This window comes from Microvirga sp. 2YAF29, from assembly GCF_052114605.1.
In the GTDB taxonomy this organism is placed as follows: Bacteria; Pseudomonadota; Alphaproteobacteria; order Rhizobiales; family Beijerinckiaceae; genus Microvirga.
This window is the reverse complement of the sequence record NZ_JBFRFB010000012.1, coordinates 121,386-147,998: the sequence shown is the minus strand read 5'-3', so window position 1 is coordinate 147,998 and position 26,613 is coordinate 121,386. Positions and strand designations below refer to the sequence as shown.

Below are 26,613 nucleotides of genomic sequence, written 5' to 3'. Positions count from 1 at the left end.
CCAGCGAGGCTGCTTCCCGCAGTACATCGACGGGGAAATGTTTCTTCTCGTCCCATTCGAGGGCGTGGGGGGCGAGATTGTCCGCAGCAAAAGCAAGGGCCATGTCGCGGACGGCAATCTGGTCTTCGGTCAAGGAGAACTGGGTCATGGCGCTAGATCGTCATAGCTCGGGGGTGTGGGGCAAGCATGACTTTCGATCTAGGGCAGCTGCCTCGGGGCGCCAGCCTTGAGCGCGGATCAGCCGTGGAGGTCCTTGATGACTTCGTCCTGTTCGGAGGCCGGCACGAAGGACCAGATTCTCGTCTGCTTTCCACTGGCCTCGTGCGCCTCCTGGAAACGGAAGGTCCCGACGTAGAAAAGCCCATCGAAATAGGCTGATTCCAGCAGTCCCGAATAATGCTGCCTGTCCCGAGGCCTCGTCAGCCCGGCTTTCAGCTTCGCCCGGTTGCCGAGATAGTTCTCGCCGTATTGATCGATCCTGAGAGGCGAAAGAGAGACAAGCTCCGCATCGAAGGTATCGGCAAGGACGAGCTTTCCGTCCTTCGTCCGGTAAAGATTGGCGGCAGAAAAGCCGCCGTGATCCTGTGTCAGGTCGGCGGTCACCCGCGAACCATCCGGCGCAGCAACAATCAGGCTTCGTTCGTACTCCACCTTCCCAAAAGGATCCTTGACCATCAGCTCAACGCTGACGGTTGCTCTCTCAGGCTCCAGCGTGACGCTCGCCAGAAAATCCGGCCCGAACATCCTGCGCTTCAGGTTAGGGCTGAACGAGACGACGCAGGAGGGCACGAGGATGATTAGGAGCGCGGGCACGCTCCACATCAGGATTTTGCGGAGAAGGGCCTGGGCCTTGCTTTGAGGTGGATGCAGATCGGGGGACAAGGGAGAGGCAGGCGCTGTGACCCAAATCACTTCATGGTCATCCGGGCTCTCATCGAGCAGAGCTGGGTCGGGGCGCTCAATCGTCATGGCTCGGGAGCTTAGCGCAAGCCGAGTTTGGGTCCAGAGCAGAGGCGGGGCGCAAAGGCTTTACCCAAATAGGGTATTCCTTATGGCCGTCGGCTAGGAAGCTTCTCAAGTTCTGCAGCTATGGCGAGTTCATAGAGGAACTGCCCGAAATACTCTCTAAATGGCGGACGTGGATTTTGTGCGTTAATGGGGCGTTTCGAGAGCTCAAGATGGCAGGGGCCCAGATATCCGTCTATCACTGAACCTTTGATTTCCTCTTCGCCCGAAGAAGCAAAAAATATGCGTTCTTCCTTATGGCTCAAAAGATTCTCGATGGTTTGCCGAGGTTCGCACTCTCCATCACACCAAGGAAGATAGATAACATTGGCATTGGATTGCCCGTCGCCTTTCTTCCACTCGGAAACCTTATAGGTGACAAGAAATCGGGCTTCATATGGGCTATCCGCACTCAGAACCTCTGCTGAAACAACGTGTCCTCTAAAAATCGACTTGGCCCCTCCGACCAACGCTGCTGCATTATTGCGCATTCTGGCGAGAGCAGCATCGATTGATGAATCGGGTTTTATGTAGGTCGGCTCTAGGCATTGCAACGCCTGGACGGGCAAAGCAAAAACCGCCGCTCCCAAGCTGAGAGCGGCGGCAAGAGACTTTCGCGAACGGGCTTTCAAGCCCAACTCACTTCATCGTCGGGATCGAGAACTCCGCGCCTTCCTTGATGCCGGACGGCCAGCGGGAGGTGACGGTCTTCGTCTTGGTGTAGAAGCGGATCGCGTCCGGGCCGTGCTGGTTGAGATCGCCGAAGCCGGAGGCCTTCCAGCCGCCGAAGGTGTAATAGGCCAGCGGCACCGGGATCGGCACGTTGATGCCGACCATGCCCACATTCACCTTGGCCGCGAAGTCGCGAGCCGCGTCGCCGTCGCGGGTATAGATCGCGACGCCGTTGCCGTATTCGTGGTCGGAGGGAAGGCGCAGCGCCTCGTCGTAGTTCTTGGCGCGCACCACCGAGAGCACGGGGCCGAAGATCTCTTCCTTGTAGATGCGCATGTCGGTGGTCACGTCGTCGAACAGGCAGCCGCCCATGTAGAAGCCGTTCTCGTAGCCCTGCATCTTGAAGTTACGGCCATCGACCACGAGCTTCGCGCCTTCCTTGACGCCGAGATCGACGTAGGAGCGCACCTTCTCCATGTGAGCCTTCGTGACCATCGGTCCGAAATCGGCGGACGGGTCGGTGGAAGGGCCGACTTTCAGGCTCTCGACGCGCGGGATCAGCTTGTCCATGAGCGCGTCGGCGGTCGCCTTGCCGACGGGGACGGCGACCGAGATCGCCATGCAGCGCTCGCCGGCCGAGCCGTAGCCCGCGCCGATCAGCGCGTCGGCGGCCTGGTCGAGATCCGCGTCGGGCATGATGATCATGTGGTTCTTCGCGCCGCCGAAGCACTGGGCGCGCTTGCCGTTGGCGGCGGCGCGGGAATAGACGTATTGCGCGATCGGCGAGGAGCCGACGAAGCCGACCGCCTTGATGTCCGGATCGTCGAGGATGCCGTCCACCGCTTCCTTGTCGCCGTTGACGACGTTGAGAATGCCGGCGGGCAGGCCAGCCTCGAGCATGAGCTCGGCGAGGCGCATCGGCACGCCGGGCGCGCGCTCGGACGGCTTGAGGATGAAGGCGTTGCCGCAGGCAATCGCCGGCGAGAGCTTCCACAGCGGGATCATGGCCGGGAAGTTGAAGGGCGTGATCCCCGCGACCACGCCGAGCGCCTGGCGCATCGAATACATGTCGATGCCGGGGCCCGCGCCCTCGGTGTACTCGCCCTTCATCATCTGCGGGATGCCGATGCAGTATTCGGCCACTTCCACGCCGCGCTGAATGTCGCCCTTGGCATCCACGATGGTCTTGCCGTGCTCGCGGGCGAGCAGCTCGGCGAGCGAGTCGTTCTCCTGGGCGATGAGTTCGAGAAACCGCATCATCACGCGGGCGCGGCGCTGCGGGTTGGTGGCGGCCCAGGCGGGCTGCGCGGCCTTGGCGTTCTCGACCGCCTGGCGCAGCTCTTCGCTGGAGGCCAGCGCGACGCGGCCGATGACCTCGCCGGTCATGGGCTGGAAGAATTCGGTGGTACGTCCCGACTTGCCCGGAACGTTCTTGCCGCCGATGAAATGTCCGACCTCGCGCATGGCGTCTCTCTCCTATTGGGGTTTTCTCGTCTGCCCCTCTTCTATCATTGTGAAAATCGCACTTCTATGGGGGAAAACAAAGCGGCGTTGTGCGAAAATGCCAATATGGTATGACCCTCCCCATGAGCGCTTTCGACTGGAACGATCTTCGCTTTTTCCTGGCCGTCGCCCGCGCCGGGCGGCTGACGGCGGCAGCAAGGCATCTGGAGGCCGATCATACCACCGTTTCCCGCCGCATCTCAGCGCTTGAGGCCACCCTCAAGGCGAAATTGTTCGAGCGCAAGCCGCAAGGCTATTCCCTGACCGAGCAGGGCGAGCGGCTCCTAGTGCATGCGGAAAACATGGAGAGCCAGGCGCTTGCGGTGGCAAGCGAGGTCGGCGGGGCGGATCTGGCACTCTCCGGCACCGTGCGCATCGGCGCGCCGGACGGCATCGGCACGTATTTTCTCGCCTCCGAACTCGGCGCGCTGGCCGAGCGTCACCCGGATCTCACCCTCCAGCTTGTTGCCCTGCCGCGCACCTTCTCGCTCTCCAAGCGCGAGGCCGATATCGCCATCACCCTGGAGCAGCCGACGGAAGGCCGGCTGGTCTCGCGAAAGCTCACCGATTACCGCCTCAGGCTCTATGCCTCGAAGGATTATCTCAAGCGGCATGGGCCTATTTCGAACGTGGAGGATCTCGCGGACAAGACGCTGGTCACCTATGTGGCGGATCTGATCTACAGCCCGGTGCTCGACTATTTCTCCGGACTCGAAAAGCTCACGCCCCGCCGGTTCGAATGCGCCAGCGTCGTTGCCCAGATGGAGGCGGTGAGGGCAGGCGTCGGCATCGGCATCCTGCACGATTACGCTTTGGGAAACTTTCCGGAGCTTCAGGTGGTGCTGCCGGAAATCACCTACATGCGCAGCTACTGGCTCGTGACCCATGCGGATGTGCGGTCCTTAAGGCGTGTGGAGGAGGTGTATTCCTTCATTCTCAGCCGCGTACGCGCCAATCGGGGATTGTTTGTCTAAGGGGTCGTTCACAAAAGGCACCGCGAGTTTCCCTCCCCCTTGTGGGGAGGGATTAAGGGCGGGGGTGCCAGCGCTACGTTCTGAAATGGTGGCGCTCACACCCCCACCTCCAACTCCTCCCCAGCGCAAGTCGGGTGTTCCCGACTTGCGCCAAACCAAAGATAAGTCTCGGGCGAGCCCGAGGCTTATGGGGGAGGAGAGTTCCAGCGCTTCACTTGCCTGCCGCTCAACCTGTGGCGCTGTGAGCGCTCAATCTATTCTTCATGGACTTCACGCCGCCCCTTGGAAGGTCTAAGTCAGGCAAATGCAAAAACCCACGGAGATCCCGATGCCCTCCAAGCTCGACCAATTGCGCGCCATGACGGTCGTCGTCGCCGATACGGGCGACCTCGACGCGGTGCGCCGCCTGAAGCCCCAGGATTGCACCACCAACCCGACCCTGCTCCTGAAGGCCGTCGAGACCCCGGCCTATGGCCATATCATCGAGGAGGCTATGGCTTGGGGCCGTAAGCAGAGCGGTTCCCGCGAAAGTGTGGTCGAGGCGATCTGCGACCGCCTCGCGGTGGCCTTCGGCGCCGAGCTTGCCGGCATCGTGCCGGGCCGCGTCTCGACGGAAGTGGATGCGGATCTTTCCTTCGACACCGAGGCGACGCTCGCCAAGGCGCGCGCCATCATCAAGGCCTATGCGGAACGTGGCATCGGGCGTGAGCAGATCCTGATCAAGATCGCCTCCACCTGGGAGGGCATCCGCGCGGCGGAGGTTCTGCAGAAGGAAGGTATCGACTGCAATCTCACGCTTCTGTTCGCCCAGGCGCAGGCACAGGCCTGCGCGGAAGCCGGCGTGTTTCTCATCTCGCCCTTCGTCGGCCGCATCCTCGACTGGCATGTGAAGGCGGGCGGTGGTCCCTATACGGGCGAGACCGATCCGGGCGTGCTCTCGGTGCGCAAGATCTACGCGTCCTACAAGGCGCAAGGCATCAAGACCGTTGTGATGGGCGCGTCCTTCCGCAATACGGCTGAGATCGAAGCGCTCGCCGGCTGCGACCGCCTCACCATCTCGCCCGCACTTCTCGATGAGCTGGCAAACGCGCAAGGCGACCTGCCGCGCAAGCTCTCAGCTGAGGGCGTCGAGAAGATCGCACCTCTGCCGCGCATGGACGAGAAGACCTTCCGCTTCGCGATGAACGAAGACGCCATGGCGACGGAAAAGCTCGCCGAGGGCATCCGTTCCTTCGTGAAGGATCTGCGCTCGCTGCGTGGCCTCGTGGAGAAGCGGTTGGACGAGGCGAAGGCGGCTTAAATTAAAGACATGTCATCCCGGATCGGCTGCGCCGTCCGGGATGACATTTGTGTCAGCGCGCCGTCACTTCTTGTTTTCGAACGCCTTCTCGCGGATCTGGCTCAGCGACATCGAAGGCGTGATCGCCTCAGGATCCAACAGGCAGTGCAGGATCGCGGGCTTGCCGGAGGCCAATGCGCGCTCCAACGCAGGCGCGAAATCTTCCGTGCGTTCCACGCGCTCGCCATGGCCGCCGAAGGCTTTTGCATAAGCGGCGAAATCCGGGTTCTTCAGTTCCGTGGCCGAAACGCGACCGGGATATTCGCGCTCCTGGTGCATGCGGATCGTGCCGTACATGCCGTTATCGAGCAGCACCACGATAACGGCCAGATCGTATTGCACGGCGGTCGCGAATTCCTGCCCGTTCATGAGGAAGTCGCCGTCGCCCGCGAACACCACCACAGTGCTCTCAGGCTGCACGCGCTTCGCGCCCACGGCCGCGGGAACGCCATAGCCCATGGAGCCGGAGGTGGGTGCAAGCTGCGTGCCGAAATGCTTGAAGGGCCAGAAGCGGTGGACCCAGGTGGCGAAGTTGCCCGCGCCGTTGCAGTAGATCGTGTCGGAGGGCATCACCTCGCGCAGGTGTGCCATAACCTCGCCCATCTGCAAATTGCCGGGAACTCGGACCTGAGCCGGGTTGCTCCAGACCAGATAATCCGAATGCGCCGTCTTCGTGCTCTCGCTCCACGGCAGCGATGCCGGAGGATGCACGCCTTCCAGCGCCGCCGTGAAGGCGACGGGCGATGCGTTGATGGCGAGATGTGGAGAATAGATGCGGCCAAGCTCGCTCGAATCCGGATGGATATGCACGAGCTTCTGCTGGGGTGCCGGAATATCGAGGAGCGTATAGCCCTGGCTCGGGATCTCGGAGAGACGCCCGCCGACGAGCAGGATGAGATCCGCTTCCTTGATGCGCGCCAGCAGCTTCGGGTTCACGCCGAGGCCGAGATCGCCGATGTAAGACGCGTGATCGGCGGGAAAGAGCATCTGGCGGCGGAAAGTGCAGGCGACGGGCAGTTCGAAACGCTCGGCGAAGCGCACGAATCGCTGCACCGCCACTTCCGACCAGCGGCTTCCGCCAAGCAGCGCCACGGGCTTTTTCGCGCCGTGCAAGAGCTTCTGCAACTCGGCCATCTGCGTGAGGCCGGGATGCGTCTCGATGACTTCGTATCGCGGAGCGTCGGCGACCGCCGCCATGTCCGTTAGCACGTCTTCCGGCAGCGCGATCACGACGGGGCCGGGGCGCCCCGATGTGGCGACGTGGAAAGCGCGGGAGATGATCTCGGGGAAACGCGCCGGATCGTCCACTTCCGTCGCCCATTTGGCGAGCGGGCCGAAAGCGGCGCGGTAATCGAGTTCCTGAAACGCCTCGCGCTCGCGCATGCCGCGCTCGATCTGGCCGACGAACAGGATCATCGGCGTCGAGTCCTGCTTCGCGATGTGGATGCCGGGCGAGGCATTGGTCGCACCCGGGCCACGGGTGACAAAGCAGATGCCGGGACGGCCCGTGAGCTTGCCGTAGGCTTCCGCCATCATCGCGGCGCCGCCTTCCTGGCGGCAGATGGTGACGTTGATCTTCGCATCATGCAGCGCATCGAGTGCCGCGAGATAACTCTCGCCCGGTACGCAGAAGATGTGATCGACCCCGTGCAGGGTAAGCTGATCGACAAGAATCTGGCCGCCGGTGCGGGAGGTCGCTGTCATGGTAGGCTCGCGATGTAATGATGCTGATATGAAAACGGAGGGCTAAAGCATCGGACCCAAAAGTGGAATGCACTTTTGGGTCCGATGCTTTCTTTTTGATGAGAGCATCGTTCTTGCGGAAAACCGGATCCACTTTTCCGCACGATGCTCTGACGCCCTCCGTTGGATGTCGTTAGAACGATCAGGCGTCCACGTCGAACTTCACGCCCTGTGCGAGCGGAAGCGTGTTGCCGTAATTGACCGTGTTGGTGGCGCGGCGCATGTACGCCTTCCAGGCATCGGAGCCGGATTCGCGCCCGCCGCCGGTTTCCTTCTCGCCGCCGAACGCGCCGCCGATCTCGGCGCCCGAGGGGCCGATATTGACGTTGGCGATGCCGCAATCCGAACCCGTCGCCGAGATGAAGGCTTCGGCCTCGCGCACGTTGAGCGTGAAGATCGAGGAGGAGAGACCTGCGCCGACTGCATTGTGCAACTCGATCGCCTCATCGAAATCCGAATAGCGCATTACGTAGAGGATCGGCGCGAAGGTCTCGCGCGTCACGGGGCCGGTCTGCTTCGGCATTTCAACGAGAGCGGGACGGGCATAGAAGCCTTCCGCTTCCACATCGGAGAAGCGGCCGCCGCCATGCACCTTGCCGCCAGCGGCGCGGGCCTCGTCGAGCGCGCGCTCCATGCCGTCGAACGCAGCCTTGTCGATCAGTGGGCCGACGAGGGTGCCTTCGCTACGCGGGTCGCCGATCTTCACGCTGGAATAAACCTTCGCGAGGCGCGGAACGAGCTGGTCGTAGACGCTGTCATGCACGAAGAGACGGCGAAGCGTGGTGCAGCGCTGTCCTGCCGTTCCCATGGCCGAGAACGCGATGCCGCGAAGCGCCAGATCGAGATCGGCGGAAGGCGCGACGATGGCGGCGTTGTTGCCGCCGAGTTCGAGGATCGCACGGGCGAAGCGCGAAGCGAGCTTCGGGCCGACCTGACGGCCCATGGCGGTGGAGCCGGTGGCGGAGAGAACCGGCACGCGGTGATCGTCCACGAGGATCTCGCCGATCTCGCGGCCACCGAGGAGCAGCTCCATCAAGCCATCCGGCACGCCGCCGAAGCGATTGGCCGCGCGTTGGGCGATGGCATGGGTGGCGAGCGCCGTCAGCAAGCTCTTCTCGGAGGGCTTCCACACGACGCTGTCGCCGCAGATGAGCGCGAGCGCCGCATTCCACGACCACACGGCCACGGGGAAGTTGAAGGCGGAGATCACGCCGCAGACGCCCAGCGGATGCCAGGTTTCCATCATGCGGTGATCGGCGCGCTCGGTGGTGATGGTGAGGCCGTAGAGCTGGCGGGAGAGACCGACCGCGAAATCGCAGATGTCGATCATCTCCTGAACCTCGCCGAGGCCCTCGGAAACAATCTTACCGGCCTCCAGCGTCACGAGGCGGCCGAGATCGTCCTTGGCCACGCGCAGCTCTTCACCGAGAAGGCGGATGAATTCGCCGCGCTTCGGAGCGGGGATCTTGCGCCAGGCCTTGAAGGCGGCGTCGGCCCGGCCGATGGCCGCCTTGGCCTCGTCCGGCGTCGTCTCACGGACGTTGGCAATCACCTCGCCGGTGATCGGGGAAGTGGCGGGGCGGCCCGTGGCGGCAAAGGCGCTGTCCGGCACGCCGAGGCGGGCGAGGATGGCGCGGGCTTCCTCCGCGACGCCTGCGGGGTTGGCGGAGACAGATTTCAGGGCGGCTTGGTCGCGGGCGGACATTGTGATCTCCCATGGAAACGGGGTTCGGGCTCGTATTCGAGCCCACCACCTTCGTTTGGTTTTTGAAACGAAACGGACGGCGGTCTTCTCAAGGCACCGTCTTAAAGCATGATCGCAAAATGTGGGAACTTCTTTTCCCGAATAGGATCATGCCGAATTGGAAAGAAGCTGGGCAGGCTCCCCTTGATGCGCAAGGTGAGCCTGTTCCCAATCATCATGCAACGGCATCAAGCCGGATGTTCTTGACCGCCGGCTCGTGGCCTTCGTCGAGGCGCTCCCCCGCATAGACGCGCCCGAAGCGGTTGGCGAGGAAGGTGTCGAGGCTGATCTCCTCCTGGCGCACGAAGCCCTGTTTCGGCAGCTGGCCCGCGACGAGCAGGTCGAGCATGGCGCAGATGCCGGCAGCCGTCGTCACCTGGATCGCGGTGCGCTGGGTGCCGGCGACCTTCTGGCCGTAGATGGAACGGGCATAGGTTTCCTGCACGTAGCGACCGCCGCGCTCGCCGGTGACCGTTACGAACACGATGACCATGTCCTGCATGGTGGCCGGAACGGCATTCTCCAGGATGTCCTTCAGAACCTCGCGGCGGTTGCGTAAGCCGAGGTCGTTGAGAAGCACGCGCATCAGGGCGCAGTGACCGGGGAAGCGGATGGTTTTGTAGTTGAGGTTGCGCACCTTGCCGTCGAGCGTTTCGCAGAGCGTGCCGAGGCCGCCAGAGGTGTTGAAGGCCTCATAGCGGGTGCCGTCGAGGGAAAATTCCTCGAGCTCTTCCATGGCCGGCACTTCGCGAAGCTTGCCGTCGACGACGGCCTCGCAGCGCTCGATATACTCGTTAATGACGCCGTCCGTGCTCCAGGTGAGGTTGTAGGAGAGCGCGTTCGACGGATATTGCGGCAGCGCGCCGACGCGCAGGCGCACCGTGTCGAGCTTGTCGAAATGGCTGGCGATGTCATGCGCCACGATGGAGATGAAGCCGGGGGCGAGGCCGCATTGCGGAATGAAGGCGGTCGAGGCGCCGTCCGCCAACTCCTTGACCATACGCGTGGTGGCGACGTCCTCGGTCAAGTCGAAATAATTCACGTCGGCGAGGCGCGCCGCCTGGGCCACGTGGCCGGTCAGGTGATAGGGCGCAGCGCTGAGCACGGCGTAATGGCCCTTCAGGGCATTCTGCAGGGCGACGGCATCACCGAAATCGAGCTGGACCGTCTTGATGCCGCCCTTGGCCACGGCTTGCAACGCCTCGGTTGAGCCGTCGGCGACGGTGACGGTGTAGTCGCCGGTCTCCTGGAGCATGTCGGCGATGGTGGAGCCGATTTTGCCGGCGCCGATGACGAGGATCGAGTGCATTGGTTTCTCCCTGTGGTGCCTCCAGAAAACGGCAAAGCCATGCAAATCGCCATAGACATCCTGACGGAAAGACGGGTAGTTTTCGGCGAATTGCCGTAAAGACTGGTCATAACGATGCTGGACACCACCGACCGCGCCTTGATCGCCATCTTAAGGGAGAACGCCCGCATCGGCCATGCGGAGGCTGCCCGCAGGCTCGGCCTCTCGCGCACCACGGTGCAGGCCCGGGTGGAGAGCCTGGAGCGGCGCGGCGTCATCGCGGGTTACACTTTACGCCTCGCGGAGGATGTCACGAGCCGCATGGTGCGCGCGCATGTGACCATCGTCGTCGCGCCCAAGGCTTCGGCGGGCGTGGTCACCGCGCTTCAGCGCATGCCGGAAATGCGCGCGCTGCATTCGGTTGCCGGTGTCTTCGATCTTCTGGCGGTGGTAGAGGCGGAGGACGTTCCGTCGCTCGATGCCGCCATTGACAAGATCGGCGCGCTCGATGGAGTGGAGCGCACGCAGTCCTCCATCATTCTTTCAACGAAGTTCGAACGATGACATTCCAAGAATCCCAAATTGCCGATGTCGTGATCGTGGGCGGTGCCGTCATGGGTTCCTCCACGGCCTATCAACTTCTGGCCGATTCCGGCTTCAAGGGCCGCGTCGTCGTCATCGAGAAAGACCCGACCTATCAGCTTTCCGCCTCCGCCCTGTCGGCGGCGTCGATCCGCCAGCAATATTCGAGCGCGGTGAACATCCGCGTCTCGCTTCACGGCATCCACTTCCTGCGCAGCATCGCCGATCATCTTTCCGTCGATGACGACCGGCCCGAGATCGGGCTGAAGGAGGGTGGCTATCTTTACTGCGCATCGGAAGCGGGTGAGCAGATCCTGCGCGAGAACCAGGCGCTCCAGGCGGCGGAAGGCGCGGATATTCTCTTTCTCAAACCCGATGAGCTGAAGGCACGCTTCCCCTGGCTCAACGTGGAGGATCTGGCGGCGGGCACCTGGGGCCGGTCGGGCGAGGGCTGGTTTGACGGCTGGGGCCTGCTTCAGGCCTTCCGCAAGAAAGCGCGTTCGCTCGGCGCAGAATACGTGAAGGGCGAAGTATCGGAAGTCGAGCGTGACGGCGATGCCATCGTGGCCGTGCGCTTGACGGACGGAACGCGCATCGCCTGCGGCGCGCTCGTCAATTGCGCGGGCTCGGGCGGGCGGGCGATTGCGGAGATGGCGGGCCTCGCCATTCCAGTGCAGGCGAAGCGCCGCTACGTGTTCACCTTCTCGTGCAAGGAGCCGGTGGAAAACTGCCCACTCCTCATCGACACGTCAGGCGCCTATGTGCGCCCGGAAGGCGAGGGCCACTTCATCTGCGGCGCGTCGCCCGAGGCCGATCTCGATCCCGATTGGCACGATCATGATCCCGCCAGCCAGGATATCGACTTCTCATTTTTCGAGGAATTCATCTGGCCGAACCTGGCGACCCGCGTTCCCGCTTTCGAGGCCATCAAGCCCGGCCGTGCATGGTCGGGGCCCTACGACATGAGCCTGCTCGATCACAACGCGATCATCGGCAAGGCCGTGGGCTTTAAGAATTTCTACCTGTGCAACGGCTTCTCGGGCCACGGCCTGCAGCAGGCGCCCGCCGTGGGCCGTGCGTTGTCCGAACTCATCGTGCATGGCGGCTATCGCACGCTCGACCTGTCCGAGCTTGGCCATGAGCGCGTGCTCGAAAACCGCCCGTTGCTCGAGCGAAATGTGATTTGAAAACGAAGCCTTGGCACGCCGTTTGGGTCAAGTTGACTTGCAGAAACATCAAAAGGCCGCCGTTCCGGGCGGCCTTTTGATGAGAGCCTGACGGCGCTCGCGGGCTTGAGCAGGCCGCCTGGACAGGGCCATGGCGTTCCGGGGGCATATTTCTTCCCCTGGGATACCCCCTCAACGGATAGGCGCTTCAGCCCGTTCTCATCCCCAGATGTTAAGTCTTTTCAACGAAAGGGGCTTCCATTTTGAAGCCGGCTATGATTGTCATGGATGTGTCATTAAAACGTCATCCCGCTTTCGCGCAGGGATGATGAACGACAATAACGTCCCAGACGGGATGATATGGGAGAGACCAATATGATGAAGAAGTCCATCCTCGGCGCCCTGGCCCTCGGCCTCGCGACGAGCACCTCCGCCTTTGCTCAGACGGAGATCCAATGGTGGCACGCCATGACGGGCGCCAATAACGACGTCGTGAACAAGCTGGCCGAAGACTTCAACAACTCGCAGAAAGACTACAAGATCGTCGTCAGCTATAAGGGCCAGTACGCCGATACCCTGAACGCCGGCATCGCTGCGTTCCGTGCGGGCAACGCCCCCCACATCCTGCAGGTCTTCGAAGTCGGCACCGCGACCATGATGGGCGCGAAGGGCGCCGTGAAGCCTGTCGCTGAAATGATGAAGGAAGCCGGCGAGAAGTTCGATCCCAAGGCTTACCTGCCTGCCATCACCGGCTACTACTCGACCGCCAAGGGCGAGATGCTCTCGTTCCCCTTCAACTCCTCCTCGATGGTCATGTGGATCAACAAGGACGAGCTCAAGAAGGCTGGCGTCAACGAGATCCCGAAGACCTGGCCCCAGGTGTTCGACGCCGCCAAGAAGCTGAAGGCTGCCGGCCACAACACCTGCGGCTTCTCGAACGCCTGGGCTCCCTGGGCCAATGTCGAGCAGCTCTCCGCCTGGCACAACGTGCCGATGGCCACCAAGGCGAACGGCCTTGACGGCTTCGACACGGAGATGAAGTTCAACTCTCCCTTCCACGTGAAGCACCTGCAGAACCTCGTCGATCTGCAGAAGGACAAGACCTACGACTATTCGGGCCGTGATTCGAAGTCTGAGGGCCGCTTCACCTCCGGCGAATGCGCGATCTTCCTGACCTCGTCGGGCTTCTACGGCAACGTGAAGGCCAACGCGAAGTTCGATTGGGCCAACGCGCCGATGCCGTACTATCCGGATGTGGCGGGCGCTCCGCAGAACTCCATCATCGGCGGCGCTTCGCTGTGGGTCATGGGTGGCAAGAAGGCTGACGAGTACAAGGGCATTGCCAAGTTCTTCACCTTCCTGTCCGACACGGACCGCCAGGCCAAGCTGCACCAGGAATCGGGTTACCTCCCGATCACGAAGGCTGCCTACGAGAAGACCAAGGCGTCGGGCTTCTATGAGAAGAACCCCGCTCTCCAGACGGCCCTGATCGAGCTCACCAACAAGGAGCCGACCGAGAACTCCCGCGGCCTGCGCTTCGGCAACATGGTCCAGATCCGCGACGTCGTCTCGGAAGAGATCGAGGCTGCTCTCGCTGGCCAGAAGTCCGCCAAGGAAGCTCTCGATACCGGCGTAGCCCGCAGCAACCAGATCCTCCGTCAGTTCGAGCGCACCGTTCGCTAAGCCTGACTGAGTAAAGAAACTTTTCATCCCGGGCAGCCGACGCTGTCCGGGATGATCTTATAAGATAACCTTGCAGACCGGTTGATGCCGTCATCTGCCCCATCACCGGACAAGCGTTAACGCGATGGAAAAACGAGCTCATTTTTCAGGTTGGACGCTGCCTCTGCTGCTGATCCTTCCGCAGATGGCGATCACCGTCATTTTCTTCTACCTGCCGGCTTCGCAGGCCATCTGGCAGTCCTTCCTGCGGGAAGACGCCTTCGGCCTTGCCTCCGAATTCATCGGCTTCGAGAACTATGTCGTTCTGTTCGAGCAGCCCGAATATTATCGGGCGATGGTCACAACCGTAATCTTCTCGACGCTGGTGGCTTTCTTCTCGCTGGCCGTTGCCCTTCTTCTCGCCACTCAGGCCGACAAGAACCTGCGCGGCGGGCATGCCTTCAAGACGCTGCTGATCTGGCCTTATGCGGTGGCTCCCGCCATCGCCGGCGTGTTGTGGATGTTCATGTTCCATCCGACGCTCGGCACGCTCGGCCGCCCAATCAATGCCATGGGGTTCAACTGGAATCCCATGCTTGACGGCAACGATGCCATGATCCTGCTCGTGCTCTCCGCCACCTGGAAGCACATCAGCTACAACTTCCTGTTCTTCCTCGCAGGCTTGCAGGCGATTCCGAAGAGCGTGATCGAAGCCGGCGCCATCGACGGCGCGGGCCCGATGCGTCGCTTCTGGACGATCGTCTTCCCGCTGCTCTCGCCGACCACCTTCTTCCTTCTCGTCGTCACGATCGTCTACGTGTTCTTCGAGACGTTCGGCATCATCGATGCCGTGACGGGCGGCGGTCCTGCCGGATCCACGACGACTCTCGTCTACAAGGTTTACGCGGACGGCCGCTCCGGCGGCGATCTCGGCCTATCGGCCGCGCAATCGGTGGTCCTGATGGTCATCGTGATCGCGCTCACCGCCATCCAGTTCCGCTATGTCGAACGCAAGGTGCAGTACTGATGGTCGAGAATCGTCCCTTCACACAATTCATGGCCTACCTGACGATGGCCATCGGCATCCTCGTCGTGGCCTTCCCGGTCTATCTGGCCGTCATGGCGTCGACCTTCGATACCGCCACCATCATCAACGGCAACATGCCGTTGATTCCCGGCGATCAGGCCGGCGAGAACTACACCCGCGCGTTGTTCTACGGCGGCAAGCTTGCCCGCGAGCCCGTGTCCATGATGATGATGAACTCCATGATCATGGCGCTGGGCATCGCGTTCGGTAAGATCCTGATCTCGATCTTGTCGGCCTATGCGGTGGTGTACTTCAAGTTCCCGTTCCGCAAGACCGCGTTCTGGGTGATCTTCATCACGCTGATGCTGCCCGTCGAAGTGCGTATCTACCCGACCTACAAGATCGTCGCCGATCTCGGTCTGCTCGATACCTATACGGGCCTCATCATGCCGCTGATCGCATCGGCCACCGGCACGTTGCTCTTCCGCCAGTTCTTCATGACTGTTCCCGACGAGCTTTTGGAAGCCTCTAAGATCGACGGCGCAGGCGCGTTCCGATTCTTCAAGGACACGTTGCTTCCGCTGTCCATGACGACGATCGCTGCGCTCTTCGTGATTCAGTTCATCTATGGCTGGAACCAGTATCTCTGGCCGCTGCTGATCACGACCAAGAGCTCGATGCAGACCATCGTCATCGGCATCAAGAAGATGATCACAACGACCGACGCGCTCACCGAATGGCAGATCGCCATGACGACCGCGGTGCTCGCGATGGTGCCGCCGGTGCTGGTGGTGATCTTCATGCAGCGTCTCTTCGTGAAGGGTCTCGTCGAAACGGAGAAGTAGCGCCCCTTTCAAGCGTTCCCCGCGCCACGATAGTGCGGGGCTCCTCATCGACAATGAAATTTTCAAGCCCGGCGCCTTCGAGGCAGAACGGGTCGAGGTTAAAAGGAACAAGGCAATGGCAGGGGTCACTCTGGATACCGTCCGCAAGATCTACGCGGGCAATGTGGAGGCGGTAAAAGGCGTCTCTCTCAGCATCGAAGACGGTTCGTTCTGCGTGCTCGTCGGACCTTCGGGTTGCGGCAAGTCCACGCTTCTTCGCATGATCGCGGGTCTCGAGACGATCTCGGGCGGCGAGGTGAAGATCGGTGATCGCGTCGTCAATCAGGTGGAGCCCGCCGACCGCGACATCGCGATGGTGTTCCAGAACTACGCGCTCTACCCGCATATGAGCGTCTACGAGAATATGGCCTACGGCCTGAAGAACCGTAAGACGCCCAAGGACGAGATCGAGAAGCGCGTGAAGGAAGCGGCCCGCATCCTCGCCATCGAGCCCTTCCTCGACCGCAAGCCGCGCGCTCTCTCCGGCGGTCAGCGCCAGCGCGTCGCCATGGGCCGCGCCATCGTGCGTAAACCCCAGGTCTTCCTGTTCGACGAGCCGCTCTCGAACCTCGACGCCAAGCTGCGCGTGCAGATGCGCGTGGAGATCAAGCGCCTTCAGAAAGCTCTCGGCGTCACCTCCATCTACGTGACGCACGATCAGGTCGAGGCGATGACGCTCTCCGACCAGCTCGTCGTGATGTCCGGCGGCCAGATCGAGCAGGTCGGCTCGCCGGCCGAGGTCTATCGCCGTCCCGAGACCCGGTTCGTGGCCACCTTCATCGGCTCCCCGCCCATGAACATCCTGCCAGGCACCGTCGAAGGCCCCGGCCGCGTGAATGTCGGCGGGCAGTCCATCGCCGTCACGGACATGCGTGAGGGCCTTGAGCCTGGTTCCGCCATCGAGGTGGGCCTGCGTCCCGAGGACGTGCAGGCCGGCGGCGCGGGCTTCAGCTCGCTCTCCATGGATGTGGATTTCGTCGAGGAGCTCGGTGCGACTCAGCTCTTCCACGGCAAGGTCGCAGGCGCGGATTTCGTCGTGCAGGCCTCCACGGGCCAGATCGCGGCCGATACCCGCAAGCTCGCTCTGGCCGTTGACCCGGTGAACGTCCACCTCTTCGACCCGCAGACCACCAAACGCCTCGGCCGCGTCTAAGTCTAGCGGATCGCCGATCCTTCGAGCCCGTCCCGGATCATCCGGGGCGGGCTTTTTGTTGCGCCGTTCTGCGAGCCCCGGTATCCCTTTTAGGGAAACGTGAGGAATAGCCATGACGGTCAAGCTCGACGGGGCAACGCTCGACATTCGGGATGTGGTGCGCGTAGCGCGCGCGAACAGCGGGGGGCAGTTCGCAAAAGCCGAGCTGGCGCCCGAGGCGCGGGAGCGCATCGCCGCGACGCGAACTTATATCGACCGCAACTGGATGCATGACGACGCGCCGCTCATGTATGCGTTCAACACCGGCGTCGGCCTGTTCAAGGACCAGCGCGTCCTGATCGCCGACATGGCGGCCTACCAGAAGAAGACGGTCTATGCCCACGCCACCGGCATCGGCGAGCCTTTCGCTGAGGATGTGACGCGCGCCATGATGCTGCTGCGCGCCAACGCCTTCGCGTCGAATTATTCCGGCCCCCGCGTCGAGCTGGTCGAGCGGCTGCTCGCCTTCCTCAACGCGGGCCTGCATCCGGTGATCCCGCTCAAAGGCTCCGTCGGCGCGTCCGGCGATCTCGCGCCGCTCGCCCATATGGCCGGCGCGGTCTGCGGCTTCGAGGAAGCGCACATGGTCTATCAGGGCCGCTTGATGCCCGCGCGCGAGGCGATCAAGGCCGCGGGCTTCGAGCCCGATTTCGATCTCGGTGCGAAGGACGCCTCCGCGCTCATCAACGGCTCGACCACATCGCTCGCGCTCGCAGCGCTTGCCACCAGCGATGCGCGCCGTCTCCTGAAACATGCCGACATCGCCATGTGCCTGTCGCTGGAGGCAATGCGCGGCGAGCTCGCCGCCTTCGATCCGCGCGTCCACAAGGCGCGTCCGCATCCGGGCCAGGCGCGCGTGGCGCGCAACCTGCTCCGCATTCTCGAAGGCTCGCAGCGCTGCTCGCAAATGGCGCGCGATGTCGTGTTCCCCGATGAGCCGCGCCAGCCCGGACAGCCCGCCGCGCCGCGCGTGCAGGATGTGTATTCCCTGCGCTGCACGCCGCAGGTTCATGGGCCTGCGGTCGAGGCGGTGGAATATGTGGAGCGCATCGTCGGCACGGAGATGAATTCCGCCACCGACAACCCGCTCATCTTCGATAACGGCGAAGGCGGATACGTGTCGATTTCCGGCGGTCACTTCCACGGGCAATACATGGCGCAGGCCATGGATTTTCTTGCCATCGCTATGGCCGATCTCGGCTCGATCTCGGAGCGCCGTCTCGCGCGGCTCATCGACCCCACCATGTCCTACGGCTTGCCGCGCAACCTGCTCGCCGGCAAGCGCGGGCTCAATACGGGCTTCGCCACAGTGCAATGCTCCATGTCCGCGCTCGTCATGGAAAACCGTGGCCTTGCGACGCCGGGCTCGGTGGATTCCATCCCCGGCAAATCCAATGCCGAGGATCACGTGTCGAACTCCACCTGGTGCGGGCGCAAGGCGCGCACCATCGTGGAGAATGTGGAGCAGATCGTGGCGGGCGAGTTGCTGATGGCGGCGCAGGCTCTCTCCCTGGTCGAGCCGGTCGCCAAGGATTATCCGCTGGGCAAGGGATCGCGCGCGGCGATGGAGGCCATTCGTGCTGTCATCCCGCCCGCGCTCGACGGCGACCGCTGGTATGCGACGGAGATGCGCGAGGCTCTCGACCTCGTCCGCTCCGGCGCGGTGGTCGAGGCGGTGGAAGGCGCCATCGGCATTCTGGAATAAGAAAAGGCCCGGATCGCTCCGGGCCTTTTGCTGTCGGGTGCCGTTGTTTAGCGGCAGCGGCGCACGTCGCGAACCACGACGCTGCCGTTGGGGCGCTGGATGCGCTCACGGACAATGCGGCAGCGCTCCCCGCGGCGCTGCCAGGCCGGGACGCCGCACTGACGCACGGTGCGATAAACCACGCGGCCATTGGGGCGCACGGTGCGCACACGGCGCGTCACGCAGGCCACGTTGTCCACAAGCGAAGGGGTTTCGATCTGCTGCGGGCTGAACCGAGCTTGTGCTTCAGGAGCAGCAAGGAATCCGGCGCCAAGAAAAAGCGCAGCAGCAGGAATGAGAAAAACTCGCATGATCAAAATCCTTTTCGTGAGAGGCTGACGACAACGGAGTGTCTATGGCATGGTTCCTGAAGAATGGATGAACCACATGTTGCCACGCGTTAGGATTGACCATGTTCAGGCCAGCGATGGAGCGGAGCTCGTCGCCGCTAATCTTGCCAGTATCGCGCTGCACACATCATGGGTTTCGCCTTGCCGCGACCAGGCAAGTTTCCTCGGCTATCTCAGCCGCTGCAATAACGACACAGCTATCGGCTTCATCGCTCGCGACCGCGAGAGCGGACGCATTGTCGGCGTGATCAATCTCACCGGAATCATGTACGGCTTCTTCCAGAACGCCTATATGGGTTATTACGCCGTCGCCGGCATGAATAGGCGCGGGCTGATGCGTGAAGCTGTCAGTCTCGTCGCCACTCATGCATTCAACCAGCTTGGTCTGCATCGCCTGGAGGCGAATATCCAGCCGGGCAATGAAGCATCGAAGGCTCTGGCGAAACGTCTCGGTTTCCGGCTGGAGGGCTACTCGCCACGCTATCTCAAGATCGACGGCGAATGGCGCGATCACGAGCGCTGGGCCATCCTCTCGGAGGATTGGCGCGGCTGAGAGCTTCAGCCGAGTTTTTTCTGCAGGAATGTGCGGTTGGAACCGACAGGATAGTCCTTCAGCTCGCCGAACACCGTATAGCCAAGTCGCTCATAAAGGAGCCTTGCTTTGGAGTTGAGCGTGTTAAGCCACGCGGAATGACAACCGCGCCTGGCCGCTTCCACTTCTGCTCTCGCAATCAATTGCGTAGCAAGGCCCATGCCGCGAAACTCTTCCGGAACGAAGATTAGCTCTATCTCGAGCCATCCGCGAGATGCGCGGCCGATAAGGCCTCCGACCGCCTCCCTGTTGCGTGGATCGCGTAACGCTATCGCAAGATCCTGGCCGGGTGGATGATTGGAAAAAAGCTCCGCGTTGAAGGTACGAAGGCCATTCAGGATCGTCCGATGAAGAGCTTCGTCTTCGCCATCGAGAATATCCATGACTGGCAACGCACGATCAGGCGTCATGATGAGGCATCCTTCAATTTCTTTTGCAGGAATGTGCGGCTGGAGCCTTTTGGAAAATCCTTTAATTCGCCGAAAACCGCATAGCCGAGACGTTCGTACAGAGATCGCGCATCGGCGTTGAGTGTGTCCAGCCAAGCGGAATGGCAACCGCGCCGCACCGCTTCCTCCTCCGCCAAGGCGAGCAGATTGGTGGCGATGCCCTGCTTGCGCAGGCTCTCGGGCACGAAGATCAGCTCGATCGTCAGCCACTCCCAACCGGTATGAGCCCACAATCCGCCGACGATGGTTTTGGAATCGACGGCACGGATGACGACGGCCAGCTCCTCGATCTGCAAATCCGGCTTGAAGGAGCTGCGGTTGAAATCTGTCAGGCCATTGAGGATGATCTGGCGGACGATGATGTGCGGCTTCGGGAGAAGCTCGAGATAGAAATTCACGCAACGATCCTTTTGACCGCTTCGAGCAGAACGCGTGCTGCCGCGTCCGCATCTTCGACCGTGATCGACTCGGCCGGGTTGTGGCTGATGCCGCCCTTGCAGCGCACGAAGAGCATCGCGACGGGGCAGAGACTGGCGATGGCCACCGCATCGTGTCCGGCGCCGGAGGCAAGACGTAAGGGCGAGACGCCGATGCTCTTCACTGCGTCTTCGAGATGCAGCATCAGGTCCTTATCCATGGGCGTCGCGGGTGATTCCATGAAGGGTTCGATGGTGAAGGATACGCCGCGCCTCTGCGCGGCCGCCTCGCATTCCGTCACGATGTCCTGCACCATCGCTTGGCGCACCGCATCGTCGGGGGAGCGCGCGTCGAGCGTGAAATCCACGCGCGCGGGGATCACGTTGATGGCGCCGGGCTGCACCTGCGCGACGCCGACGGTCGCCACCGTGTCCGTGCGCGTCGAGCCCGCGCGCTCCACGATGCCGATCATCTCGGCAACGGCCGCCAGCGCATCGCGGCGCATATTCATGGGCACGGTGCCCGCATGGCCTGCTTCGCCGATCACGGTGGCGCGGGCGCGGGTGATGCCGTTGATGGCGGAAACGATGCCGACGGAAAGATCGCCTGCCTCCAGCTGCGGGCCCTGCTCGATGTGAACTTCGAGATAGCCGCGATAGCGCTGAGGATCGCGCTTGAGAGCCGCGATGCCATGAGGATCGCCGCCGAACTGAACGAGCGCTTCGCGCACCAGAATGCCGTCCGCATCCTTGCCGTCGAGCCATGCCTCGTTGAAGTGGCCGGCGAGTGCGTAGGATGTCGAGAGATTGGTGGGGAAGCGAACATTCTCCTCATCCCCGAAAGCCACGATTTCGATGGGGCAGGAGGGCACGATATTCTGCTCGCGCAGGGCCTCGGCGATGACGATGCCGAGCACCACGCCGAGATTGCCGTCATAGCGCCCGGCATCCACCACCGAGTCGATATGGGAGCCGATGAGCAGGGCAGGCGCTGAGGGATTGCCGCCCTCGATGCGCCCCACCACCGAGCCGAGGGCATCGATATGGGCGTCGAGCCCCGCCTGCTGCATCAGTGCGAGCGTGGCCTCGGCGGCCTTGCGATGGGCCTTGGAGAGATAAAGGCGTGTGAGGCGCCCGGGCTCGTCGGTATGCTGGGCAAGATCCTCGATCATCCCCATGACCCGGCGGCCGAGGGTGAGGGCGGAAGCGTTCGTCATGGGTATAACAGTTTCAGGAACCGGCCCCCTCCGCAAGGGGAAGTTAAGCAGGCGTCTGGAAAGCTGTTGATCCGCAAACGGTTAGAGATGTTTCCATTTGCGTGGAATCATCTCTCTTCTTTGGCGGGCCGCACTTTTGACAGCGAACCGGATTCACTTCGCCGAAAATGCTTTAGGCAGCGACGCCCAGCTTCTTCTGCAGGCTCGACGAAGAGGTGGTGTATTGGAACAGCAGCTTCTTTTCCGGATACACGTAGCGATGCACCTTTTGCGCCGCGAGCGCGCCCTCGTGGAAGCCGGAGAGGATGAGCTTCAGCTTGCCGGGATAGGTGTTGATGTCGCCGATGGCGAAGATGCCGGGCACGTTGGTCTCGAACTTCTCGGTATCGACCGGGATCAGGTTCTCGTGGAGATTCAGCCCCCAATCGGCGATGGGGCCGAGCTTCATGGTGAGCCCGAAGAAGGGCAGCATCACGTCGCAATCCACCGTGAACTCGGAGCCGTCATCCTTGCGGATCGTCGCGCCGTGGAGCACGTGGTTATCGCCCTTCAGGTGGCTCACCTGGCCGAGATGCAGGTCCATGTCGCCCGAGGCGACGAGGGAACGCATTTTTTCCACCGTATGCGGCGCGGCGCGGAAGGCGTCGCGGCGATGGAGCAGGGTCAGGCGCTTGGCGATGGGCTGCAGGTTCACGGTCCAGTCGAGGGCCGAATCGCCGCCGCCGACGATGAGGATCTTCTTGTCGCGGAACATCTCCATCTTGCGCACCGCATAGAACACGCTCGTGCCCTCATAGGCTTCGATGTTCTCGATCGGCGGCTTCTTGGGCAGGAACGAGCCGCCGCCGGCGGCGATGATCACAGCCCTGCAGGTAAATGTCGTGCCGTTCTCCGACGTCTTGACGCGGAAGAGGGGCGCCTCGGGGGTGCCGAGCGTCTCGATGCTTTCCACCATCTCGTTGAAGTGGAAAGTCGGGTGGAAGGGATCGATCTGGGCCATCAGGTTGTCGACGAGGCCCTGGCCCGTCACCATCGGGAAGCCCGGAATGTCGTAGATCGGCTTCTCCGGGTAGAGCTCGGCGCATTGGCCGCCCACCTTCGGCAGGATGTCGATGAGGTGACATTTGATGTCGAGGAGCCCCAGTTCGAACACGGCGAACAGGCCCACGGGCCCGGCACCGATGATGACGACATCCGTTTCGATATGGTCGGTCATGAACAGGCTCCTTCGAGAGACCGCTTTCGAAAAGCACGGTCTCGCAATCTTGGCAATGCGGCAGGGTGGTTAACTGCCGGTCGGCGCGAGGGTGACTTCCAGGCCGTCGAGTTCCGGTGTCCAGAGGATCTGGCAGGACAGACGCGAATTGGACCTCGACATCACGGTGTCGAGTTGGTCCTCCTCCTCCTCGCTGGGAGGAAAGAGCTTGTCCAGCCAGGCTTCGTCCACGAAGACGTGGCAGGTGGCGCATTCGCAGGCACCGCCGCACAGCCCTTCGATGGGCAGGCCCCAGTCCCGGATGATCTCCATGACCCGCCAGCCCTCGATGGCCTCGAGGGTGTGGCGCTGGCCGTCCCGATCAGTCACATGGATGACGCCCATGAAAGGCTGGTTCCTTCGCGTGGTTTGACGGAGTGCGGCGCGGGAGGCGCGCCGATGGGGTGCATATCGACTTTTCTGCCCGCCCCGTCAATGGATTAGGGTTACGTTTGTTGCGCCCAAAACGCCACGGTTAGACCCCCAGCGTCTCCGCCCGCAGGCGCTCATCGGCCATCAGCTCGGTCATGGCGCCCATGAAGCGCATTTCGCCGCGTTCGATCACGATGGCCCGGTCGCTGATGCCTGCGGCAAAGGCCCAGTTCTGTTCGGAGAGGAGCACGGCCACGCCCTCGGCCTTCATGGCCCGGATGGCCTCCGCCATCATCTGCACGATCACCGGGGCGATGCCCTCCGAGGGCTCGTCGAGCAGGATGGCGTCCGGGTTGCCCATGAGGGTTCGGGCGATGGTGAGCATCTGCTGCTCGCCGCCGGACATCTGGTTGCCCCGCCGCCCGCGCATCTCGGCGAGGTTGGGGAAGAGCCGGAACACCCGCTCCGGCGTCCAGGGGGAGCGCCGTCCGCCCCCGGCCTTACGGCCCGCCTCCAAGTTTTCGTCCACCGTCAGGTCCGTGAAGATGCGCCGGTCCTCGGGGACATAGCCAAGGCCGAGGCGGGCGATCTTGTAGGTGGGCAGGCGGGAGAGGGTGTGGCCCTTGAAGGTGGCCTTCTCGGCAGTGGCGGGGATCAGGCTCATGACGGCCTTGAGCGTCGTGGTCTTGCCCGCGCCGTTGCGGCCGACGAGCGCCAGTACTTCGCCCGCATAAAGCTGGAACGACAGGCCGAACAGCACCTGCGCCCGGCCATAGGAGGCGCTCATGTTCCAGATTTCGAGAAGCGGCGCGCTCATGAGGGGCTCACTCCCTTGGGCCGATCAAGCGCATGATCGTCGCCGAGATAAGCGCGGCGGACCTCGTCATGGTGGCGGATCTCGTCCGGGGTGCCCGCGGCGATGATCTGGCCGCGCACGAGCACGATCACACGCTCCGCATGGCCGAACACCACATCCATGTCGTGCTCGGTGAACAGAACGCCGATTCCCTTCGTATCGGCAATGGTAGACGTGAGGTCCATGAGCTCCGAGCGCTCGCGCGCCGCCATGCCGGCGGTGGGCTCGTCCATGAGCAGCAACTTCGGCTGGCCCGCGAGCGCGATGGCAAGCTCCACCCGCTTCACGTCGCCATAGGCGAGCGCCGAGCAGGGATTGTCCGCTGCCTCCTCCATGCCGACCTGCTTCAGCAGGTTCATGGCTTCATCGCGGTGGCGCATGCGCACGGGCGACCAGAGCCCGCCGGTCTCTTTGGCATGGCTCAACAGCGCCATCTGCACGTTCTCGGCCACATTCATGGAAAGGAATGTCTGCGCGACCTGAAAGGTGCGTCCGACGCCGAGGCGAAAGCGCTTCTGCGGCGCGGTGTTGGTGATGTCCTGCCCATCGAGCAGAACCGCGCCGCGATCCGGGCGCAGCTGTCCGCCGACCATGTTGAACACGGTGGACTTGCCGGCACCATTCGGGCCGATGATGGCTAAAAGCTCGCCGCGTTCGAGCAAGAAGCTCACATCGCGCGCCGCAGTCACGCCGCCGAAGGATTTAGCGAGGTGCTGAACGGAGAGAAGCGTCATATGCGCTCCTCACGCCAATATTGAATGGTGCCGACGAGACCGCGCGGGAAGATGAGCACGATGGCGATGATGCTGGCACCCAGCACCAGCCGCCACAGGGATGTGAGCGGCATGATCTGGTCACGCAGCACATGCAGGACGCCTGCACCCCAGAGCGGCCCCGTGATGGTCTGAATGCCGCCGAGAAGCAGCATGGTCAGGGCATCGACCGATGTCGGAATGCTGAGCAGGGTGGGATCGACGGAGCCGCGCGAGAAGGCATAGAGCCCGCCTGCAAGTCCGGCTGCCGCGCCGGAAATGGCGAAGGCGATCCAGCGGTGCTGGCGGATTTTCAGGCCGATGGATTCAGCGCGTGCTTCGGAGTCGCGCGCGGCGCGCAACGCATAGCCGAAAGGTGCGTCGATGATGCGTGTCAGCAGGAAAACCGTGATTGCCGTCAGCGCGAGGGTGAAGAGGTAATACATCGTCTGACCGGACGCCCAGGCGGAGGGCCATACGCCGACGATGCCGTTGTCGCCGCCGGTCACATCGACCCATTGGAAGGCGACCGCGAAGATAATCTGCGCGGCAGCCAGCGTCATCATCGCCAGATAGATGCCCGACAGTCGCACCACGAAAGCGCCGATGGCTGCTGCGCCGATGGCTGCGAGCAACAGGCCCATGGGAAGCGCGCCTTCCATCGGCAGGTTCGCCCATTTCACGGCGAGCGCCGCGCCGTAAGCGCCGAGGCCGAAGAAGGCCGCATGGCCGAAGCTCACGATGCCGCCGACGCCGATGAGAAGCTGAAGACTGAACGCGAAGAGCGCGAAGATGAGGATCTCGGTGCCGACCTTCAGCACATAGGCATCGCCGACCAGCGGAAGGGCTGCGAGAATGAGAAGCGCAAAGAAGGCGAAGAGCTTGGTGAGCGGCGAATGCTTGCGGCTTGTGATGCCGACCGCATGGGCGCCGCCGATCACCTCGGGCCTGCCGAAGAAACCGTTCGGCCTCACCGCCAGCACCACTGCCATGAGCAGGAAGACGACGACGAGCGTGCTTTTCGGAAAGAGCAGGATGCCGAAGGCCTGCAGCTGCCCGATGATGAGAGCCGCCAGAAACGCGCCGGGCACGCTGCCCATTCCGCCGACGACCGTGACGACGAAAGCTTCCGCGATGATGGAGAGATCCATGCCCGCATGGGCCGAGACGCGCGGGATCTGCAATGCGCCGCCGAGCCCTGCGAGGAACGCGCCGAGAAAAAGCGTGCCGGTGAACAGCAGTCGCTGATTGACGCCGAGCGCCGCGATCATGTCACGATCCTGCGTCGCCGCGCGCACGAGCACGCCGAAGCGGGTCTTGCGCAGTAGCAGCCACACGAGACCGAGCACGACGGGACCTGCGGCGATCAGCACGAGTTCGTAGGATGGAAAACGCCGCCCGAGAATTTCGACAGGAGCGCGCAATCCCGGCGCACGTGGCCCCAGAATATCTTCGGGGCCGAAGACGAGAATCACGAGATCCTGCACCACGAGCACGACGCCGAAGGTGGCGAGCAGCTGGAAGAGTTCCGGCGCGCCGTAGATCCGGCGCAGCAGCAGCACTTCGATCAGGATGCCGATGATGCCGACAAAAAGCGCCGCTGCAAGAATGCCCGCCCAGAAGGTGATGGGTCCGAAGGAATATTCGAGCAGGCGCGGCACGAGCGTCGCGGCGGTGTAGGCGCCGATCATGTAGAGCGAACCGTGAGCGAAATTGACGATGCGCGTCACGCCGAACACGAGCGTGAGGCCGCAGGCGGTGATGAACAGGGAGGAGGCGCTTGAGAGGCCGTTGAGCGCTTGGATGACGAGAAAGGAGAGATCCACCGC

General features: G+C 62.7%; 26 protein-coding genes. 10 read left to right on the top strand and 16 right to left on the bottom strand.

What is annotated here, in order from left to right; all coding sequences use genetic code 11:
• The 4 genes from AB4Y85_RS15990 to AB4Y85_RS15975 form a co-directional block, all read right to left on the bottom strand.
• Positions 1–148 (bottom strand): acyl-CoA dehydrogenase family protein (locus AB4Y85_RS15990; RefSeq protein ID WP_441985911.1); only part of this gene is annotated, 148 nt, incomplete at its 3' end.
• A gap of 89 nt (positions 149–237) precedes the next feature.
• Positions 238–969: a hypothetical protein gene (locus AB4Y85_RS15985; protein WP_441985907.1), complete on the bottom strand. Its 732-nt coding sequence runs from the start codon at positions 967–969 to the stop codon at positions 238–240.
• A gap of 80 nt (positions 970–1,049) precedes the next feature.
• The gene (locus tag AB4Y85_RS15980) at positions 1,050–1,637 is read right to left on the bottom strand and encodes a hypothetical protein (protein ID WP_441985906.1); all 588 of its coding nucleotides are present in this window, start codon (positions 1,635–1,637) and stop codon (positions 1,050–1,052) included.
• Positions 1,638–1,644: 7 nt separating this feature from the next.
• Positions 1,645–3,141: a CoA-acylating methylmalonate-semialdehyde dehydrogenase gene (locus AB4Y85_RS15975; RefSeq protein WP_441985905.1), complete on the bottom strand. Its 1,497-nt coding sequence runs from the start codon at positions 3,139–3,141 to the stop codon at positions 1,645–1,647.
• A gap of 122 nt (positions 3,142–3,263) precedes the next feature.
• Here AB4Y85_RS15975 and AB4Y85_RS15970 point away from each other — a divergent pair, with 122 nt between their 5' ends.
• Positions 3,264–4,154, top strand: coding sequence for a LysR family transcriptional regulator (locus AB4Y85_RS15970; protein ID WP_441985904.1), 891 nt, complete (start codon positions 3,264–3,266; stop codon positions 4,152–4,154).
• 328 nt (positions 4,155–4,482) lie between these two features.
• On the top strand, positions 4,483–5,454 hold the full coding sequence (tal, locus tag AB4Y85_RS15965) for a transaldolase (RefSeq protein ID WP_441985903.1): 972 nt from the start codon (positions 4,483–4,485) through the stop codon (positions 5,452–5,454).
• Positions 5,455–5,517: 63 nt separating this feature from the next.
• Here tal and AB4Y85_RS15960 read toward each other — a convergent pair whose 3' ends face one another.
• From AB4Y85_RS15960 to AB4Y85_RS15950, 3 genes are all read right to left on the bottom strand, one after another.
• Positions 5,518–7,197, bottom strand: coding sequence for a thiamine pyrophosphate-binding protein (locus tag AB4Y85_RS15960; protein WP_441985902.1), 1,680 nt, complete (start codon positions 7,195–7,197; stop codon positions 5,518–5,520).
• A 181-nt stretch (positions 7,198–7,378) separates the two neighbouring features.
• On the bottom strand, positions 7,379–8,941 hold the full coding sequence (gene amaB, locus AB4Y85_RS15955; protein WP_441985901.1) for an L-piperidine-6-carboxylate dehydrogenase: 1,563 nt from the start codon (positions 8,939–8,941) through the stop codon (positions 7,379–7,381).
• Between the two features lie 214 nt (positions 8,942–9,155).
• Positions 9,156–10,289, bottom strand: coding sequence for a saccharopine dehydrogenase family protein (locus AB4Y85_RS15950; protein ID WP_441985900.1), 1,134 nt, complete (start codon positions 10,287–10,289; stop codon positions 9,156–9,158).
• A gap of 114 nt (positions 10,290–10,403) precedes the next feature.
• On the opposite strand from AB4Y85_RS15950, the gene AB4Y85_RS15945 reads away from it, so the two are divergent.
• The 7 genes from AB4Y85_RS15945 to AB4Y85_RS15915 all read left to right on the top strand — a co-directional run bounded on the left by AB4Y85_RS15945 (position 10,404) and on the right by AB4Y85_RS15915 (position 18,486).
• Entirely contained in the window at positions 10,404–10,832 is a 429-nt protein-coding gene (locus tag AB4Y85_RS15945) for an Lrp/AsnC family transcriptional regulator (protein ID WP_441985899.1), read from the top strand.
• Positions 10,829–12,037, top strand: a complete 1,209-nt coding sequence (locus AB4Y85_RS15940) for an NAD(P)/FAD-dependent oxidoreductase (RefSeq protein ID WP_441985898.1) — start codon at positions 10,829–10,831, stop codon at positions 12,035–12,037. The genes AB4Y85_RS15945 and AB4Y85_RS15940 overlap by 4 nt, the downstream gene beginning before the upstream one ends.
• A 354-nt stretch (positions 12,038–12,391) precedes the next feature.
• Positions 12,392–13,699 (top strand): sn-glycerol-3-phosphate ABC transporter substrate-binding protein UgpB, encoded by a 1,308-nt coding sequence (gene ugpB, locus AB4Y85_RS15935; protein ID WP_441985897.1) that lies wholly within the window; start codon positions 12,392–12,394, stop codon positions 13,697–13,699.
• A gap of 124 nt (positions 13,700–13,823) precedes the next feature.
• Positions 13,824–14,705 carry a sn-glycerol-3-phosphate ABC transporter permease UgpA gene (ugpA, locus tag AB4Y85_RS15930; RefSeq protein WP_441985896.1) on the top strand — a complete coding sequence of 294 codons (882 nt, stop codon included), beginning with the start codon at positions 13,824–13,826 and terminating at the stop codon, positions 14,703–14,705.
• Positions 14,705–15,550 (top strand): sn-glycerol-3-phosphate ABC transporter permease UgpE, encoded by an 846-nt coding sequence (gene ugpE, locus AB4Y85_RS15925; protein ID WP_441985895.1) that lies wholly within the window; start codon positions 14,705–14,707, stop codon positions 15,548–15,550. Before ugpA ends, ugpE begins: the two co-directional genes overlap by 1 nt.
• Before the next feature lie 115 nt (positions 15,551–15,665).
• Positions 15,666–16,742 (top strand): sn-glycerol-3-phosphate import ATP-binding protein UgpC, encoded by a 1,077-nt coding sequence (locus AB4Y85_RS15920; RefSeq protein ID WP_441985894.1) that lies wholly within the window; start codon positions 15,666–15,668, stop codon positions 16,740–16,742.
• A 112-nt stretch (positions 16,743–16,854) separates the two neighbouring features.
• Complete coding sequence (locus tag AB4Y85_RS15915; RefSeq protein WP_441985893.1) at positions 16,855–18,486, top strand: HAL/PAL/TAL family ammonia-lyase; 1,632 nt, start codon at positions 16,855–16,857, stop codon at positions 18,484–18,486.
• A 47-nt stretch (positions 18,487–18,533) separates the two neighbouring features.
• On the opposite strand, the gene AB4Y85_RS15910 is transcribed toward AB4Y85_RS15915, so the two are convergent.
• Complete coding sequence (locus AB4Y85_RS15910) at positions 18,534–18,836, bottom strand: hypothetical protein (RefSeq protein ID WP_441985892.1); 303 nt, start codon at positions 18,834–18,836, stop codon at positions 18,534–18,536.
• A gap of 76 nt (positions 18,837–18,912) precedes the next feature.
• Here AB4Y85_RS15910 and AB4Y85_RS15905 point away from each other — a divergent pair, with 76 nt between their 5' ends.
• On the top strand, positions 18,913–19,428 hold the full coding sequence (locus AB4Y85_RS15905; RefSeq protein ID WP_441985891.1) for a GNAT family N-acetyltransferase: 516 nt from the start codon (positions 18,913–18,915) through the stop codon (positions 19,426–19,428).
• Between the two features lie 5 nt (positions 19,429–19,433).
• Here AB4Y85_RS15905 and AB4Y85_RS15900 read toward each other — a convergent pair whose 3' ends face one another.
• From AB4Y85_RS15900 to AB4Y85_RS15865, 8 genes are all read right to left on the bottom strand, one after another.
• Positions 19,434–19,850, bottom strand: coding sequence for a GNAT family N-acetyltransferase (locus tag AB4Y85_RS15900; RefSeq protein WP_441985890.1), 417 nt, complete (start codon positions 19,848–19,850; stop codon positions 19,434–19,436).
• A gap of 23 nt (positions 19,851–19,873) precedes the next feature.
• Positions 19,874–20,314: a GNAT family N-acetyltransferase gene (locus tag AB4Y85_RS15895; protein ID WP_441985889.1), complete on the bottom strand. Its 441-nt coding sequence runs from the start codon at positions 20,312–20,314 to the stop codon at positions 19,874–19,876.
• Positions 20,311–21,549, bottom strand: coding sequence for an allantoate amidohydrolase (locus AB4Y85_RS15890; protein ID WP_441985888.1), 1,239 nt, complete (start codon positions 21,547–21,549; stop codon positions 20,311–20,313). The genes AB4Y85_RS15895 and AB4Y85_RS15890 overlap by 4 nt, the downstream gene beginning before the upstream one ends.
• Positions 21,550–21,721: 172 nt before the next feature.
• Positions 21,722–22,765: an NAD(P)/FAD-dependent oxidoreductase gene (locus AB4Y85_RS15885; protein ID WP_441985887.1), complete on the bottom strand. Its 1,044-nt coding sequence runs from the start codon at positions 22,763–22,765 to the stop codon at positions 21,722–21,724.
• 69 nt (positions 22,766–22,834) lie between these two features.
• Positions 22,835–23,149, bottom strand: coding sequence for a 2Fe-2S iron-sulfur cluster-binding protein (locus AB4Y85_RS15880; protein WP_441985886.1), 315 nt, complete (start codon positions 23,147–23,149; stop codon positions 22,835–22,837).
• Between the two features lie 130 nt (positions 23,150–23,279).
• A complete protein-coding gene (locus AB4Y85_RS15875) occupies positions 23,280–23,993 on the bottom strand; it encodes an ABC transporter ATP-binding protein (protein ID WP_441985885.1) in 714 nt (237 codons plus the stop codon).
• Positions 23,990–24,766 (bottom strand): ABC transporter ATP-binding protein, encoded by a 777-nt coding sequence (locus AB4Y85_RS15870; protein WP_441985884.1) that lies wholly within the window; start codon positions 24,764–24,766, stop codon positions 23,990–23,992. Before AB4Y85_RS15870 ends, AB4Y85_RS15875 begins: the two co-directional genes overlap by 4 nt.
• Positions 24,763–26,610, bottom strand: a complete 1,848-nt coding sequence (locus AB4Y85_RS15865; RefSeq protein ID WP_441985883.1) for an ABC transporter permease — start codon at positions 26,608–26,610, stop codon at positions 24,763–24,765. Before AB4Y85_RS15865 ends, AB4Y85_RS15870 begins: the two co-directional genes overlap by 4 nt.
• Between the last annotated feature and the right edge of the window lie 3 nt (positions 26,611–26,613).